We start from the raw sequence: 15,010 nt of genomic DNA, 5'->3' as shown, positions 1-15,010 counted from the left end.
AGATCCGGTGGCGCCCGCTGCGCCCCCGCCGAGCCTCAGCCGTCCAGGTTGATGACCTGGACCCGCCGGTTGCGCGGCTCGTTCACGCCATCCCCGGTCGGCACCAGCAGTCGCGTCTCGCCCAGCCCGACCGCCTGGAGGCGGGAGCCGGAGACGCCGAATTGCCGGATCAGGTAATCCCGCACCGCGGCCGCCCGGCGTTCCGACAGGTCGAGGTTCATCGCCTCATCCCCCACCGAATCCGTATGGCCCTCGATCAGGAAGCGGAAGGGCGCGAGATCGGCCGAGGACAGCGCCCGGCCGAGCGGCGCCAGCCGGGCTTCGGCCTGCGGTGTCAGCGTGGCGGAGCCGCTGGGGAAGGTGACGGTGATGGACACCGCGGCCACCCCTTCCGGCGCCGTCGTATCCGGCACCACCGGCGGGCGCGGGGCCGGCCGCTGGGTCGTGGCTACGGGCGGCGGGGCCGGCACGGCGGGCGCGGCACCCGGCGCGGCCTCGGCCGCGGCACCCGGCGCCGGTGCGGAGGGCAGGCGGATGCCGCGCGTGGCGCCGCCCGCCCGGGGGCGGAGCTGCTCGATCAGCCGCGCCGCGGCCGGGTCGCTCTGCGCCCAGCCCGGCATGGGCATCGCGACGGCGCCGGCCGCCAGGGCGAGCAGGGCGAGCGGAAAGGGGGCAATGCGCATGGGACCGTCTCCATTCATTCGACGCGAAGTCTACGCCTCAGCCACCCAGATTGACGACCTGGACGCGACGATTGCGCGGCTCCGCGGCTTCGTCGCCGGTCGGCACCAGCAACTGCGTCTCGCCCAGGCCCGATGCCTCGATCCGAGCCGGGTCCACGCCATGCCGCCGCAGCAGGAAATCCCGCACCGCTGTGGCGCGGCGTTCGGACAGCGCCTGGTTCATGGCCGCCGTGCCCACGCTGTCCGTATGGCCCTCAACCCGGAAACGGTAGCCGGCGAGGCGGGTGGAACCCAGCGCCTTGCCCAGGTTGTCCAGCACGCCCATCGCCTCCGGCCCCAGTTCGGCCGAGCCGCTGGCGAAGGTGACGGTCAGCGAGATCGCCGCCGCGCCCGGTGGCGCCGTGGTGGTGGTCAGCTCTGGCGCGGGAACACCCGGTGCGGGAACACCCGGTGCGGGAATACCCGGTGCGGGAGCATCGGTCGCGGTCGGTGCGGCGGGCACGCGGATGCCGCGCGTCACCGGGCTTGCGGGGTCCAGCCCCTCGATCAGTCGCTCCACCTCCGGCACCGCGGCCTGCGCCCGTGCGGGTTGTGGCAGCAGAAGCAGGAGCCCGAGACCCATTCCCGCCAGGCCGGGCCGAACGAGGCTGCGTCGCATGGCAAATCCTCCCTTCAGACGATTCCCAGGCTGCGCCAGACGGGCAGCCGGTTCTGCAGCAGGAACTCGATCTGTTCGCGCAGATGCGCCAGCATGTCCTCCGGCGGCTCCGCCCCCGGCGGCAGCAGGCCGCGCAGCAGCGGCTCCACGGCCAGGCCATCGGCCGGCGCGCGGGCGGCGAGGTCGGCGATCGCGAGTTCCATGGCATCCACCGAAAGCCCGCCGGCCAGCGCCGGGCTGGCCAGGGCCATGCGGCCGGAGCCGGTGCCATGCGGCGCCAGCCGTCGCGCCGCCACCGCGTTGAAGCGGCGAGCGGCCTGGTCCGCCGCGCCGCCCGCGGCGGACCACAAGGGCATGGCGCTGCCGCTGCCCACCAGCAGGGCCAGCGCCTCGGGCGGAGTCACGCCGCCGCAGCCGGGCAGGGACAGCAGCGCGCCGATGGTCTGCGGGCCGGCTGCCAGGGCCGCCAGCATCGGTTCGATGATCTGCGGCGGCAGCACCGCCTCGCCGGCCTGGGTCCGCATCTTGCGCCCGCCCCCGGCGTGGCTGGCCGAGGCCAGCGGAATGGCGGCCACCGCCGCATCCCGCGGTACCCGGCGCAGGCCGCGCACATAGATGTCGCGCCGGAAGGCGCGCGGCACGCACAGATCCAGCACCAGTTGCCGGGCCGTGTCATCCGGCGCCGCGTGCCAGATCTCCTGCTGCGCCGGGGTCAGCGACATGGTGGGGAAGTTCTCGTCCAGCGTGGCACTGCCGACGAATTCGCAGCGCGCGGTGCCCATCGCCGCCTGCACATCGGCGAAGAAGCAGGGGCGCCAATGGTCGGTGATGAATTCATGCAGCAGGTAGCCGGCCCGCGCGCCGGAAATCTCCCCGGTCAGCAGCGAGCGCCAGGTGGAGGCGGGCAGGTGCTGGGCCTCCGCCGCCACCAGCTTCTGCACCAGGCCGCGCGCCTGCTCGATGCCGGCCTCCGTGCTGCCGGCGCCCTGCAGCGCCCCGCGCACCAGGCGCGAAAGACCCAGCGCGCCGCCGGCGCCGGGCAGCGCGTTGTAGGTCATCAGCACCACGCCGCCGGGCTTCAGCCGGCGGCGCAGCAGGCGCAGCACGCCCTCTCGCACCGGGTCCGCCACCCAGGACCACAGGCCATGCACCGTCACCAGGTCGAATTCCGGCAGCCGGTCCAGCTCCGCCCCATCCAACTCCGCCAGGTCGGTCGCTTCGAACCGCGCATTGGTCAGGCGTGCCGCGGCGGCCATCGAACGGGCCTCGGCGATGTGTGCGGGGTTGTAGTCCAGCCCCAGCACCTCGGCATGCGGATTGCCGGCGGCCAGCACGTTGGCGGTGTAGCCGGACCCGCAGCCGATCTCGGCGATCTGCAGCTTGGTCTCCGGCCCCACCTCCCACGCCACGCCCATCAGGGCACAGGCGGCGGCGAGATGCGCGGGCGATTGGAAGGCGTGCCAGGCGGCCGGGTAGGGCTCGCCCACGGGGTAGCCGCGGGACCAGCCGGTTGGGGTACTCATGCGGCATCCTGACGCGAGGAGTGGGGGGAAATCGGGCTCAGCATCGCATCCCGCGCATCGGCGCGGCGCGGGCGGGGCGTGGTCAGCCAGCCGGTCCAGCCGAGCCGGGCGCCGCCAAGCCCGAGCTTCAGCGGCGGCACTTCCCCGGCGGCCAGCACCGGGTTCAGCGCGAACTCCTGCTCCAGCCCGACCTGCAGGCGGATCAGCTCCACCAGCCTTCCATGCAGCGGCGCGCCGGGCAGCAGCGCCTCGAATTCCTGCAGCTTCAGCGGACCCAGCCGCAGCAGGAAGCGGGCGGAGGGGTCCCAGGCCTGGGCGCCAAGCGCCGCATCGACCCCCAGCCCGCAATTCACCCCCGGCCGGCCGCGCGCCGCCATGCGGGATTGCTCGCCCACCGGCAGGCGGATCCAGCCGCCGGCGAATTCGACGATCTCCACCGGCGTGCCGGTTTCCTCCGTCAGCAGCCCGCGCAGCCGCTCCGCACTGCGGGACCGGGAGGCGAGCGCGCCGGCGTGATACAGCAGCGCCGGCAGCGGGGTCGCCAGCCGCTGCACCAGATGCGGCGTGCCGAGGCCACTCGCCGCCGCCAGCACGCGTTCCGCCGGCACCGGGTCGCGCGCCGGGCGGTACTTCGCGCCGGCCTTCACGAACAGCCCGGTGAAGCGCCGCGCCAACATGTCGAGGAAATTGTGCAGCGCGACGGACCGTTTCCGGGCTTCCACCGCCACGGTTGCCGTGTAGTGGCGCGGCAGCACGCCGCCCGGGCCGATCAGCCCGAAGGTCGGCGTCACGATCTCCCCGGTCTGCGGGTTGGAGGAGGCCACCTCGCCCCCCGGCGCACCCAGCCGCGCCTGGGTGCGGTAGGGCAGGTCCACCGGGTCCCGCCCCGGCGCCAGCACCGCCACCGCCTGGTCCAGGCTGAACCGCGCCGGCTCCTTCTCCAGCTTTTCGCGTGGGGAGGGAGCGGTCATGCGGGCACCGCGGTTGCCGAGCCTGCGGCCGGCGACTTCCGCTGGCCGAGCGCGTGAAGGCGCGTCGCCGCCAATGCGGCGAGCCGTCCGGCGCGTGAGGGCCCGGAAATCCTCACAGCAGCACCCGCGTGCCGCTGCGCGGCGGCCAGGTGGCGACCGCGCCGCTGCGCCCGCGCAGCAGGGCCTGGCTGCGGACGAAGCCATTCACCGAGACCTGCAGGGCCAGGAACCGCTCCAGCACCCCGCATAGAAGAAAAAGCCCGCCGGCGGTCCAGGCCTGCGGCTCGAAGGTCAGCGCCACTTCCAGCCCGCGCGCGAAGCTGCCCGGGCGCACGCCGGGCAGGCGGGCGACGCCGGGGGTGGCGGTGACGGAGATCAGCCCCTCCAGCGCCAGCCGCGTCTCCGGCGTGTCCCGCAGGTCATGCAGGCGCAGCATCTCCTTCAGGGCGAGCGCCGCCTGCGGCCCGCCGGTGACGCCGAGATGGTTCAGCGCCAGGTGGGACACCAGCCGCCAGCCGCTGCGTTCGCGCAGCTGCGGCCGCAGCGTCGGCGTCGGCGGGGACAGGCACTCGGCGCTGCCGGCCGGCGTCGCCGGGTCCGCGAGCCGCAGCCGCGGCTGGCCGCCGCCGAAGGGCAGTAGCGAAGGCAGGTCCCGGTTGCAGCACAGCGCATCGACGCCGAGCACCCCATCCGCCGGCAGGGAAGGATCGAAATGCGGGTCGCGCAGCATCAGCCGCGTCTCGCTGCCGCCGAGGATGCCCGGCGCCGGCCGGCGCGCGGCGATCCAGCTCACATCCGGCGCCTCCGCCTCCGCCTCGCTCGCCGCTTCGGCGCGCAGGCGGTGGAAGGCGGGCACGCGCCTCGGGCGGGGGTCCTCCGCCCGGCTGAGGCGTACGGCCTCCACCGCATAGACTTCCATCGCCGCGGGGCGCCGCGCATCGGGCACCACCAGCCAGTCGGATTGCGTGCCATCCAGCGCGATAGGTTCGCAGATCTGCCGGAACAGGTTGATCGCCGGCGTGCAGCCCAGCGCGAAATTCTCGGCGGAGACGGCGCGTTCCAGCTCCGGCACCGCCCGCGAGAGATAGACGAAAATCTCCATCTTCGGGCTGCGCTGTACCAGGCTGCGGCGGTCCAGCCCATCGAGGTCGAGGTAGAGGAACTTCTCGGGGAAGGCGAAATACTCGGTCAGCAGCCGGTGCCCGGTGAAGGCGCGCGGCGGCCAGGGCAGCGCCGCCTCCTCCGGTGCGAAGCCGCCCTGGCTCAGCGCCTCCCGCCCCAGCAGAACGGGGCGCGGATCGGAGGGGCCATCGGCGAGCGCGATCGACAGGGTCGAGGTGCAGAGCAGTTCGAGCAACTGCACCGGCACCGGCCCCGCCCCGCGCAGATGCAGCCGCAGCCGGTCGATGCCGATCTCGGCGAAGGTCAGGCCGGGCAGGGTGGTGGACAGGGTCAGGCGCAGCACCGCCACCGCGCCCTGCGCCTGCGGGTTGGCCGGTGCGGGCAGCGGCAGGCCGGTCAGCCGCGCCGCCTCCACCGCCAGCGGCCACAGCGTGGTGTCCTGGCAGGTGCGGAAGGTCAGGCGCTCACCGCGCACAGCCTCCGTCTCCAGCCGCGTGCCGCGCGGTACCAGCGCGGCGCCGGCCGCTTCCGGCTTGGGCAGCAGCCGCACCGTGGTCAGCGAGGGAACCGGCGCCAGCAGATGCGGACACAGCAGCTCCAGCAGTGCATCCGTCAGTTCCGGCAGTTCGTCATCCAGCCGGTGCTGCACCCGCGCGGCGAGGAAGGCGACGCCTTCCAGCAGGCGTTCCACATGCGGGTCGTCCACCGCATCCGGCGTCATCCGCAGCCGGCCGGCGACCTTCGGATTGGCCTCCGCGAATTCCCCCGCCAGGCGGCGGATCGCGGCCAGCTCGCGGTTGTAGAAGGGGAGAAGGTCGTCCGACATCAGGCGTCCCGGACCGTCACGTCGCGGGAGACGGGCTCCAGCAGCGTCTCGAAGCTCACGGGTTCAGGCACCGGGTCGGCGCGCAGCACCGCATCCACCTTCAGCCGCAGCGCGCGGTCCAGCTCATCCTCCCCGCCCACCAGCTCGACGCGGATCGACATCAGCCGTGGTTCGAAGCGGCGGATCGTCGCCTCCACCTCGCGCGCCAGCGCCTCGCGCCGCGCCGGCACCGCATAGGCGCCGGAGGTTGCGTCCGGGATGCCGTAGTTCAGCGGCGAGACCACCAGCTCCTCCAGCGCCGCAGGCACCGGGCGGCGGCGGCGGCGGGCGTTGAGCACCGCCTCCAGGTCGCGCCGCACCGCGCGATGCAGCAGGTCCAGCGCCACGGCGATGCTGGGCGGCGGCGGCTCCGGCGCGCCGGGGTCCGCATCCAGCAGCCGGTCGAGCAGCGGCAGCCGCGCCCGATGCGCCGGTCCGCGGATGCGGGTGCCGCTCATGCTTCCTCGCGCTCCGGCGCCAGGCGGGCGCTCAATCGAACACCAGGCTGGTGACGGCGGAGATCGCCAGCGCGTCATCCCCGGCCAGCAGCAGCCGCTGGCCGCGGCCGCGCACCGGGCCATCCTCAGGATGCGTCCATTCGGTGGCGCGGCCGAGCTTCAGCGCATTCTCGGATTCGGCATGCGCGCCGAAATACAGCGCCGGCATGAAGACCACGCCCTCCGTGCTGTCCTTCAGCTCGATCGCGCAGCGGCGCCAGAACAGGTCGCGCGGCCGGCGCGGCGGGTCGAAGGTCAGGGACCGCACACGCTCCACCGGCACAAGTATGTGGTCCCCGGCGGTGGTCAGCACCTCGAACTCCGCGGCGAACAGGTCATCCGCGTCGCGCAGGTCATCGAAGGGCCGGTCGTCGGCCGTGCCGGATGCGCGCGGGCGGAGCGATTCGATCTCCTCCGCCGCCGCATTCGCCGCCTCCAGCTCCCCGGCGCGCAGCAGCACGCGGGCGCGCAGCGCGGCCTGCTGCGCCGCGGTCGCGTCGTCGCCCTGGTATTTCGGCGCGCGCCCCTCGCCCAGCACCTGGCCGCGCACAACTTCCGCCCGCAGCAGCTTGCGGAATTCCAGCACGGCCGGGTTGGGTTCGCGCAAAGCCGCCGCATCCAGCATGCGGTCGGCGCGCTCGGCCTCGCCGGCATAGAGCATCAGCTCCGCCAGCAGCCAGCGCGCATCCGAATCGGCCGGCGCGGCCTTCACCGCGGCGGTGGCGGCGGCCAGGGCCGCGGCCAGGTCGCCGGCATGTAAGGCATCCCCTGCGGTGGTCATTCTGGGCATTTCCTCGGCTGGACAATTTGCGCAGGCGGCAGCCTAGGCTGCGCCACGCCTGAAAGTATTTCACGCCGCTGCACGCGCCGCGACCTCACGCGGCGTTACGGCGAGGTGCGAATTCCGTCACCAGCCGGAAGGCGGCGCCGACCTCGTCCAGCTGGTGATGCGGCCGCAGATGCACGGTGCAGCCATAGACGCCGGGCTTGCCGCGCCGCTCGCGCACCTCGACCCTCGCATCCATCAGCGGGTATTTCGCCGTGACCTCCGCCCCGCCGGAGCCGAGGCCGCTGACGAAGCGGTCCAGCCAGCGCTGCAATTCATACTCCACCTCCGGCGCCTCCCGCGACGAACCCACCATGTCGCGGCCCATCAGCTTGATGCAATGCGCGAAGCGGCTGACGCAGAGCAGCGTGTTGATCTGCGTGGAAAGGCGCTGGTTGGCCTCGGCGATGGCGCTGTTCATGCGTGGCGGGCGGTGCAGCGCCGGCAGTGCCCCGAAGCTCGCCTCCGCCAGCCCTTCCAGCGCCGAAAGCGGCACCAGGCGTCCGTCGCTGATCTGGCGTTCCTGTTCATCCGTCAGCGCCAGGTCGAGCGGCGCGCGCGGCGGCGGGCCGGGCGGGTCGGAGGGGAAACGCTCATAGGGCAGGCCATCCAGCACGCCGCCGGTCGCATCCTCCTGCGGCTCCGCACCACGTACCTCGCCGGGCCAGGCGTAGCGGTCGAAGGCGCGCACGGCGGCGGCGGCAAGCCCGTACACCGCCGTGGTCCAGACGCGCTGCTCCGCGCCCGCGGCATGACCGCGATAGCGGAAGCGATCGACGCGGCTGCCATCATCGGCCCAGGGCGCGCGGCCCAGCACGCGCGGCAGGGCGACGCAGACGAAGCGCATATCCTCCTGCGCCGCGGCATTGCGCCAGCGTGCATGTTCCGGCCCGTTCAGCGCATCGGCCAGGTCGAAGGCCGGCGCGGCCGCCGCGAAGCTGTCGAGGCCGACCAGGGCCGGGGAGGCGGCAAAGACGATGGGCGCGAAGGCGGCGGCGGCGATGGCGGCGAAGGCGGTCAGCGCGCCCACATCATCGGTCGGGTGGCCCAGGGCGGGCAGATGCCGCACCTCGTAATCGGCCGCGATCAGGCCGAAGGGTTCGCCACCGGCGATGCCGAACTCCTCCTCATAGATCTTCTTGAAGACCTGGCTCTGGTCGAATTCCACCGCGCGTTCCAGGTCGCGGCACAGTTCCGCCCATCGCGCCGTCAGCAGTTTCAGCCGCACCTTGCCGCCGGTCGCGGGCAGCCTGTCCACCAGCCAGGCGAGTCCGCGCCAGGACCCTTCCAGCCGCCGCAGGCGCGGTGCATGCAGCACGGCATCGAGCTGTGCCGACAGCATCGCATCCAGCGCCGCGATGTCGCGGTCCAGCGCACCGCGCAGCGCCTCCGCCGGCCAGGGATCGCGGGCGAGCGTCGCCAGCCGTGCCTCCCCGAACCACCCGCGCAGAAGCTGCGCCGTGTCCTTCTCCGCCAGCAATGCTGCCAGCGCCTCCGCGGCCGAATCCCGGCCGAGGAATCGCCCGGCCAGCACCGCGTCGCGCAACGGTGTGGCCGGGTCCATGGTTCAGCTCAGGACTTTTGCGGAATCCGCGCGACCATCCGCATCGAGGTGGTGAGTTCCTCCATCTGCAGCCACGGCCGCAGATGCGCCACCGCGTTGTAGACGCCGGGCTTGCCGGGAACTTCCTTCACCTCGATCTGCGCCTCGCGCAGCGGATACTTCGCACGGGCTTCCTGACCGGCGCCTTCCATCGGGTTCACGAAGTTCTGGATCCAGCGGTTGAGCCAGACCTCGCAATCCGAGGCCTCCATGAAGGAGCCGATCTTGTCCCGCGCCATCACCTTCAGGTAGTGCGCGAAACGGCTGGTCGCCATCATGTAGGGCAGGCGGGCGGAGATGGCGGCATTCGCCGTCGCTTCCGGCCGGTCGTACTTCTTCGGCTTCTGCGCGGACTGGCTGCCGAAGAACACGGCGTAGTCGGTGTTCTTGTAGTGGCACAGCGGCAGGAAGCCGAGGCCCGAGAGTTCGGCCTCGCGCCGGTCGGTGATGCCGATCTCGGTCGGGCACTTGGCATCCGCGTCGCCGTCGTCACTCGTGAAGGTGTGGTTCGGCAGGTTGGAGACCTTGCCACCGCCCTCCGCGCCACGGATCGCGGTGCAGAAGCCGTATTGCGCGAAAGCATCCGTCAGCCGTGCCGCCTTCACATAGGCCGCGTTCATCCAGCAATAGTCGTGGTGGCCCTGCGCCTGGGCGGAGCCGTCCGCGTTCTTCGGCGCCTCCTCGTAGTCGAACTCCTCGATCGGCTTGGTCGCCGCGCCATATGGCAGGCGGGCGATGACGCGCGGCATGACCAGCGCCACGAAGCGCGCATCCTCGGTCTCGCGGAAGGACCGCCACTTGGCGTATTCCTGCGTCTCGAAGATCTTCGCGAGATCGCGCGGCTTGGACAGTTCGCGCCAATCCTCGAAGCCGAACATGCCGGCGCCGACGCCGGAGATGAAGGGCGCGAAGGCGCCGGCGGCGACGTTGGAGATCAGCCGCAGCGTCTCCACGTCGTCCGGATGCGCGGTCCATTCATAGTCGCCGACCAGCGCGCCATAGGGCTCGCCGCCCGGGGTGCCGAACTCGTTCTCGTAGATCTTCTTGAACAGGCCGGACTGGTCGAATTCCACCGCCCGCTGCAGATCGCGGGACAGATCCTTCTTGCTGGCCTGCAGCATGCGGATCTTGAGGCTGGTGCCCGTCTCGCTGTTCATCACCAGGTAGTTCAGCCCGCGCCAGGACCCTTCGAGCTTGGTGAAGCGCGGGTGGTGCATCACCTGGTTGAGCTGCTCGCTCACCTTGGCGTCGATCGCGGCGATGGCGCGGTCGAAGGTCTGCGACAGGTTGCGGCTGAAGGTGACGGTGCCCTTCAGGGCTTCCTCGGTCAGCGCCTTGATCAGTTCCTGCGCCCGGTCGCGTTCGGTCTGCTTGGTGGCACCGATCACCTGGTCCAGCAGGCCGAGGCCGCCTTCTTCGGTGGTGGTCGTGGCGCCGCCCGGTTGTGACTGCGTCGCGCTCATCGCTCAGCCCTCCTTCTTGTCGAGGCCGAGTTCGGCGGACAGCGCGTCGAGCTTCGACTTGTCGTTCAGCACCTGCTCCAGCAGGCCTTCCAGCTCGTCGGAGCGATCCACCTTGCTCATCAGGTCGCGCAGCTTGGCGCGGGTCTCAAGCAGCGCCTTCAGCGCGGGGACCTGCTCGGCCACCTTCGCCGGCTCGAAGTCTTCCATCGACTTGAACTTCAGGTTCACCGCCATCTGGCTGCCATCGCCGGCCAGGGTGTTGTCCACCTTCAGGTTCAGCCCGGGCGCGATGCGCGCCATGACGTCGTTGAAGTTGTCGCGGTCGATCTGGACGAACTTCCGGTCGGCCAGCGGCTTCAGCGGCTCCGTCGGGTCCCCGGCGTAGTCGCCCATCACGCCGACGACGAAGGGCAGCTCCCGCACGATGGCGGCGCCTTCCGTCTCGACTTCATAGGTGATGTGGACGCGCGGCTTGCGCACGCGCGCCAGCTTGTCATGGACGCTTGTCATGGCGTTTTCCGTGCCCTCATGTTGAACGTGCCGCTCTGGTCAGTGTCAGGCCGCAAGCCATCGCGACCGAAGCCGTTGCCTTGTCGGCAGATAACGCTTTCGATGCCCGCGGCGTCAACCTCCGCGGGCATCGGTCGGCGCGAAGACCCGGCTGGCTTGCAGCGGGGGCTCATTCGACCGGGTCCGGCCGGATGCCGAGACGGGCCAGCAGGCCCTGCCGGGCCTCGGTGTCCGGCAGCACCTCGGCCAGCAATTCGGACAGCGTCATCCGGCCGCGCCGCACCGCTTCCTCCAGCGTGTAGGCCAGCGGCGAATGCGGTTCCGTGCGGCGGAAATAATCGGCGATCCGGCCGAGTTCGCGCAGCGCATCCTCCCGCGTCGCCAGCACGGCCGGCCCGCCAGCCACTGCCGCAGTTGCAACCGCACCCGGCGCGGCGGCCGCACCGGCCGTGGTCGCATTCGGGGCGCCGGCGGGCAGGGGGGGCGCCTCCGCCGCGCCGCCGCCCAGGCCGCCGACCACTTCGAGAATGCGGTCCAGCAGCCGGGTGACGTTGCGGGTGGCGGGGGCCTCGCTGCCGAAGCGGGCGTCGGTCGCCTGCTCCATCGCCAGCCAGGCCTCCCGCGCCACCGTGGTGGCCTGGCCGGCGCCGATCAGAAAGGCGCGGTCCATGCGCGCCTCGGTCTGCAGCGTCGCCAGTTCCGGCACGCCCGCCGCGCGTCGCGCGGCCAGGCGTTCCTCATTGACGATCGCCTGCGTCTCCTCCGCCTGGTCCCACTGGTACAGGGCGAGTGGGGTGCCATCGGTGCGCCGGAACAACGGCATGCGGCGCAGCGGCTGCATCACCGTGCCGTCGCTGCCGCTGCCGGCCAGCCCACCGATCGGCGCTGCGCGGGCATCCAGCCCATCCTCATCCGGCTGCGGGAAGCCGCTCTCCCAATACTGTTCGCAAAGCCCGGTAATGAGCTTTGCCCCGGCGGCGAGGCCGGGCAGCCCATGCTGGCGCACCAGCGCTTCCGTCAGCCAGGCCGCCACCTCGAAATCCTTGGAGCGATTGGCCAGTGCCTCCTGCGCGATGCGCGCCACGTCGCGCCAGCCCTCGGCGGGCGGGCCTTCGGTGTCGCCCTCGCTGTCGCGCGCGCGTTCCTCGGCTCGTGCCGCGGCGCGGGCGTCGCGCAGGCGCTGATACGGCGAGGTTGGCGAGAAGTCGCCGCGCAGATCCTCCCCGGCGCCAGCCTCGCCCGTCTCCAGCGGCGCCAGCAGCGCCTCCAGGTCGATCGGATCCTCGGACACCAGCCACCCCTCTTCCGCATTCGGCCGCGATACGTCGGAGCTAAGGCACCCCGCGATCGCCACGCTACTCTGCCGCAGGTTCAAGTCATCGCGATACCTCCAGGTGAGCATCATGAAACGCCATGAAACGTGGCGAAACACGCTCCACCCCTGCCGCTGGCATTGTGGACACCTGTGCTACCGGTGGTTAGCCTGCGGCCCCGAAACGGCTTTCGCGATGCGAAGGTCCATTCGGCAAGGCCTAAGGCGAAACAACGCCGGGCACAGGTCTCGAGGAGCGACTCGTCACATGGTGGCTGTGGACCTGAAGTCCGTTGTCGGACGGTTGAGCGACATCTGCCGTCGGCAGGTTGAGGCGGCCGCCGGGCTGACCCTTTCGCGCAGCCACTATAACGTCGAGATCGAGCATGTGCTGCTGAAGCTGGTGGAGACCAGCGGCAGCGACATCGCCCATATCCTCCGCAAGCTGGAGGTCGATGCCGGCAAGGTGGCCGGCGAGTTGACCAAGGCGCTGGATCGCCTGCGCACCGGCAATGCCCGCGCGCCCGCGCTGTCGCCCGACATCGTCGCCTGGCTGCGGGAAGCCTGGCTGATCGCCTCGCTCGAAGCCAATGTTTCACGAATCCGCAGCGGCCACCTGCTGGCGGCGCTGCTGGCGGATGACGCTCTGGCGCGCACGCTGCGTGACAGTTCGCCGACACTTTCGGCGGTACCCGCGGATCGTGTGCGTCGCAACCTGCCCGACCTCACCAGCGGCAGCGAGGAGGCGGCGCAGGCCGAGAGCACCGCCAGCGCACCCGGTGCCGCCCCGGCCGCTGCCGGCGGCGCCCCGCGTGGCGATGGCCCGCTGGAGCAGTTCTGCACCGACCTCACGGCGCAGGCCAAAGCGGGAAAGATCGACCCGATCCTCGGCCGCGACGCGGAGATCCGCCAGATGGTGGATATCCTGACCCGCCGCCGCCAGAACAACCCGATCCTCACCGGCGAGCCGGGTGTCGGCAAGACCGCGGTGGTGGAGGGCCTGGCGCTGCGCATCGCGCAGGGCGACGTGCCGGCGGCGCTGCGCGGCGTGAAGCTGATGTCGCTGGACCTCGGCCTGCTGCAGGCCGGCGCGGGTGTGAAGGGCGAATTCGAGAACCGTCTCAAGGGTGTCATCGACACGGTGAAGGCTTCGCCGGTGCCGATCGTCATGTTCATCGACGAGGCGCATACGCTGATCGGCGCCGGCGGCCAGGCCGGGCAGAACGACGCGGCCAATCTGCTGAAGCCCGCGCTGGCGCGTGGCGAGTTGCGCTGCGTCGCCGCCACCACCTGGGCGGAGTACAAGAAGTATTTCGAGAAGGACGCCGCGCTGACCCGCCGCTTCCAGGTGGTGAAGGTGAATGAGCCTTCCGAGCCGCTGGCGATGGCCATGCTGCGCGGCCTGGTCGCGACGCTGGAGAAGCACCACGGCGTCCGCATCCTGGACGAGGCGATCAGCGATGCGGTGAAGCTGTCGGCACGCTTCATTCCCTCGCGCCAATTGCCGGACAAGGGCGTCTCGCTGCTGGACACCGCCTGCGCGCGGGTTTCCATGAGCCAGGCCTCGATCCCCGCACCGATCGAGGATCGCACGCGGCGGCTGGAGATGATCGCGACGGAGCTCGGCGCCGTCGGTCGCGAGAGCGCGACAGGCAGCGACCACGCCGCCCGCATCGCGGCGCTGGAGGCCGAGCGGGTGAAGGCGGAGGCCGAACTCGGCGAGCTGAATGCGCGGTGGGAGCAGGAGAAGACCCTCGTCGCGAAGATCCGCGACCTGCGTTTACAGGCCGAGACCGCGGCGCTGAACTTGACGCCGGATGCCCCCGCCGCGGATGCCGAGCAGGTCCGCAAGGACCTCGCGGATGCATCGAAGGAGTTGAAGGCGCTGCAGGGCGAGAACCCGCTGGTGCATCCGGTGGTCGATGGCCAGGCGGTGGCGGAGGTCGTCGCGACCTGGACCGGCATTCCGGTCGGCCGCATGGTCTCCGACGAGATCAAGACGGTGCTGAACCTGAAGCAGAAGCTGATGGAGCGCGTCGTCGGCCAGGATCACGCGCTGGAGGCGATCGCCCAGGCCATCCGCACCAGCCGCGCCGGGTTGACCGATCCGCGCAAGCCGATCGGCGTCTTCCTGATGGCCGGCACTTCCGGCGTCGGCAAGACGGAAACCGCGCTGGCGGTGGCGGACCTGCTGTATGGCGGGGAGCAGAACCTCACCGTCATCAACATGTCCGAGTTCAAGGAGGAGCATAAGGTCTCGCTCCTGATGGGCTCGCCGCCCGGCTATGTCGGCTATGGCGAGGGCGGCGTGCTGACGGAAGCGGTGCGTCGCCGTCCCTATTCCGTCGTGCTGCTGGATGAGATGGAGAAGGCCCATCCCGGCGTGCAGGACGTGTTCTACCAGGTCTTCGACAAGGGCCAGATGAAGGACGGCGAGGGGCGGGACATCGATTTCCGTAACTGCGTCATCATCATGACCAGCAACGCCGGCACCGACACCATCGCGAAGCTCTGCGCGGACCCGGACACGGCGCCGGACCCGGAGCCGTTGCGGGAGGCGTTGCAGCCCGATTTGCTGAAGGTGTTCAAGCCGGCCTTCCTCGGCCGCTGCAACACCGTCATCTACTACCCGCTGGCCGATGCGGTGCTGAAGAGCATCTGCATCCTCAAGCTGCGCAGCATCGGCCGGCGGATGCAGGAAAGCTACGGCGTGCCGCTGGAATTCGACGATGCGGTGCCGGAGACCATCGTCTCCCGCTGCCGCGAAGTGGAATCCGGCGCGCGCAACATCGACAACATCCTCAGCCGCACCCTGTTGCCGGAGCTTTCCGCCGGCATCCTGGAACGGCTTGCCGCTGGGGATGAGATCAGCCGGGTGCAGGTCGGCATCAATGATGCCGGCGGCTTCCGGTACGACCTCGGCTGAAGGGCCCCGCGGCCGAGGCAGCGATATTCGGGGAAATGTTGGTCAACCAGA

The 15,010-nt window shown here is 71.2% G+C and carries 12 protein-coding genes; 1 reads left to right on the top strand and 11 read right to left on the bottom strand.

The genetic code is table 11. From position 1 onward, the window contains the following. Positions 1-35: 35 nt before the first annotated feature. The 11 genes from HB662_RS19330 to tssA all read right to left on the bottom strand — a co-directional run bounded on the left by HB662_RS19330 (position 36) and on the right by tssA (position 12,012). Positions 36-683 (bottom strand): OmpA family protein, encoded by a 648-nt coding sequence (locus tag HB662_RS19330; RefSeq protein WP_168051686.1) that lies wholly within the window; start codon positions 681-683, stop codon positions 36-38. 37 nt (positions 684-720) lie between these two features. Further along, positions 721-1,341: an OmpA family protein gene (locus HB662_RS29780; RefSeq protein ID WP_168051684.1), complete on the bottom strand. Its 621-nt coding sequence runs from the start codon at positions 1,339-1,341 to the stop codon at positions 721-723. Positions 1,342-1,355: 14 nt separating this feature from the next. Beyond that, complete coding sequence (locus HB662_RS19320; protein WP_168051682.1) at positions 1,356-2,864, bottom strand: class I SAM-dependent methyltransferase; 1,509 nt, start codon at positions 2,862-2,864, stop codon at positions 1,356-1,358. Beyond that, positions 2,861-3,835 carry a type VI secretion system baseplate subunit TssG gene (tssG, locus tag HB662_RS19315; protein WP_168051680.1) on the bottom strand — a complete coding sequence of 325 codons (975 nt, stop codon included), beginning with the start codon at positions 3,833-3,835 and terminating at the stop codon, positions 2,861-2,863. The genes HB662_RS19320 and tssG overlap by 4 nt, the downstream gene beginning before the upstream one ends. Positions 3,836-3,947: 112 nt before the next feature. Continuing rightward, a complete protein-coding gene (tssF, locus tag HB662_RS19310) occupies positions 3,948-5,783 on the bottom strand; it encodes a type VI secretion system baseplate subunit TssF (protein ID WP_168051678.1) in 1,836 nt (611 codons plus the stop codon). Then, positions 5,783-6,280: a type VI secretion system baseplate subunit TssE gene (gene tssE, locus HB662_RS19305; protein ID WP_168051676.1), complete on the bottom strand. Its 498-nt coding sequence runs from the start codon at positions 6,278-6,280 to the stop codon at positions 5,783-5,785. Before tssE ends, tssF begins: the two co-directional genes overlap by 1 nt. A 31-nt stretch (positions 6,281-6,311) precedes the next feature. Further along, entirely contained in the window at positions 6,312-7,100 is a 789-nt protein-coding gene (locus tag HB662_RS19300; RefSeq protein WP_245185731.1) for a type VI secretion system accessory protein TagJ, read from the bottom strand. A 94-nt stretch (positions 7,101-7,194) separates the two neighbouring features. Next, the gene (gene tssC / locus HB662_RS19295) at positions 7,195-8,709 is read right to left on the bottom strand and encodes a type VI secretion system contractile sheath large subunit (protein WP_168051672.1); all 1,515 of its coding nucleotides are present in this window, start codon (positions 8,707-8,709) and stop codon (positions 7,195-7,197) included. Positions 8,710-8,717: 8 nt separating this feature from the next. Next, positions 8,718-10,211 carry a type VI secretion system contractile sheath large subunit gene (gene tssC, locus HB662_RS19290; protein WP_168051670.1) on the bottom strand — a complete coding sequence of 498 codons (1,494 nt, stop codon included), beginning with the start codon at positions 10,209-10,211 and terminating at the stop codon, positions 8,718-8,720. A gap of 3 nt (positions 10,212-10,214) precedes the next feature. Next, a complete protein-coding gene (gene tssB, locus HB662_RS19285; protein ID WP_168051668.1) occupies positions 10,215-10,721 on the bottom strand; it encodes a type VI secretion system contractile sheath small subunit in 507 nt (168 codons plus the stop codon). 169 nt (positions 10,722-10,890) lie between these two features. Next, complete coding sequence (gene tssA, locus HB662_RS19280; protein ID WP_342449543.1) at positions 10,891-12,012, bottom strand: type VI secretion system protein TssA; 1,122 nt, start codon at positions 12,010-12,012, stop codon at positions 10,891-10,893. A 112-nt stretch (positions 12,013-12,124) separates the two neighbouring features. Here tssA and tssH point away from each other — a divergent pair, with 112 nt between their 5' ends. After that, positions 12,125-14,959, top strand: a complete 2,835-nt coding sequence (gene tssH, locus HB662_RS19275) for a type VI secretion system ATPase TssH (RefSeq protein WP_408871644.1) — start codon at positions 12,125-12,127, stop codon at positions 14,957-14,959. Positions 14,960-15,010 lie beyond the last annotated feature (51 nt).

This window comes from Falsiroseomonas frigidaquae, from assembly GCF_012163145.1.
Lineage (GTDB): Bacteria > Pseudomonadota > Alphaproteobacteria > Acetobacterales > Acetobacteraceae > Falsiroseomonas > Falsiroseomonas frigidaquae.
Note: the sequence above shows the minus strand (reverse complement) of the source record. Positions and strands in the feature narration are given on the sequence as shown.

Excerpts from the sequence above, each read along its gene's own strand:
- tssG (WP_168051680.1), bottom strand. The coding sequence starts at position 3,835 with ATGACCGCTCCCTCCCCACGCGAAAAGCTGGAGAAGGAGCCGGCGCGG.
- tssH (WP_408871644.1), top strand. The coding sequence starts at position 12,125 with ATGAAACGCCATGAAACGTGGCGAAACACGCTCCACCCCTGCCGCTGG.
- tssC (WP_168051670.1), bottom strand. The coding sequence starts at position 10,211 with ATGAGCGCGACGCAGTCACAACCGGGCGGCGCCACGACCACCACCGAA.
- HB662_RS19320 (WP_168051682.1), bottom strand. The coding sequence starts at position 2,864 with ATGAGTACCCCAACCGGCTGGTCCCGCGGCTACCCCGTGGGCGAGCCC.
- HB662_RS29780 (WP_168051684.1), bottom strand. The coding sequence starts at position 1,341 with ATGCGACGCAGCCTCGTTCGGCCCGGCCTGGCGGGAATGGGTCTCGGG.
- tssB (WP_168051668.1), bottom strand. The coding sequence starts at position 10,721 with ATGACAAGCGTCCATGACAAGCTGGCGCGCGTGCGCAAGCCGCGCGTC.
- HB662_RS19330 (WP_168051686.1), bottom strand. The coding sequence starts at position 683 with ATGCGCATTGCCCCCTTTCCGCTCGCCCTGCTCGCCCTGGCGGCCGGC.
- tssE (WP_168051676.1), bottom strand. The coding sequence starts at position 6,280 with ATGAGCGGCACCCGCATCCGCGGACCGGCGCATCGGGCGCGGCTGCCG.
- tssF (WP_168051678.1), bottom strand. The coding sequence starts at position 5,783 with ATGTCGGACGACCTTCTCCCCTTCTACAACCGCGAGCTGGCCGCGATC.
- HB662_RS19300 (WP_245185731.1), bottom strand. The coding sequence starts at position 7,100 with ATGACCACCGCAGGGGATGCCTTACATGCCGGCGACCTGGCCGCGGCC.
- tssC (WP_168051672.1), bottom strand. The coding sequence starts at position 8,709 with ATGGACCCGGCCACACCGTTGCGCGACGCGGTGCTGGCCGGGCGATTC.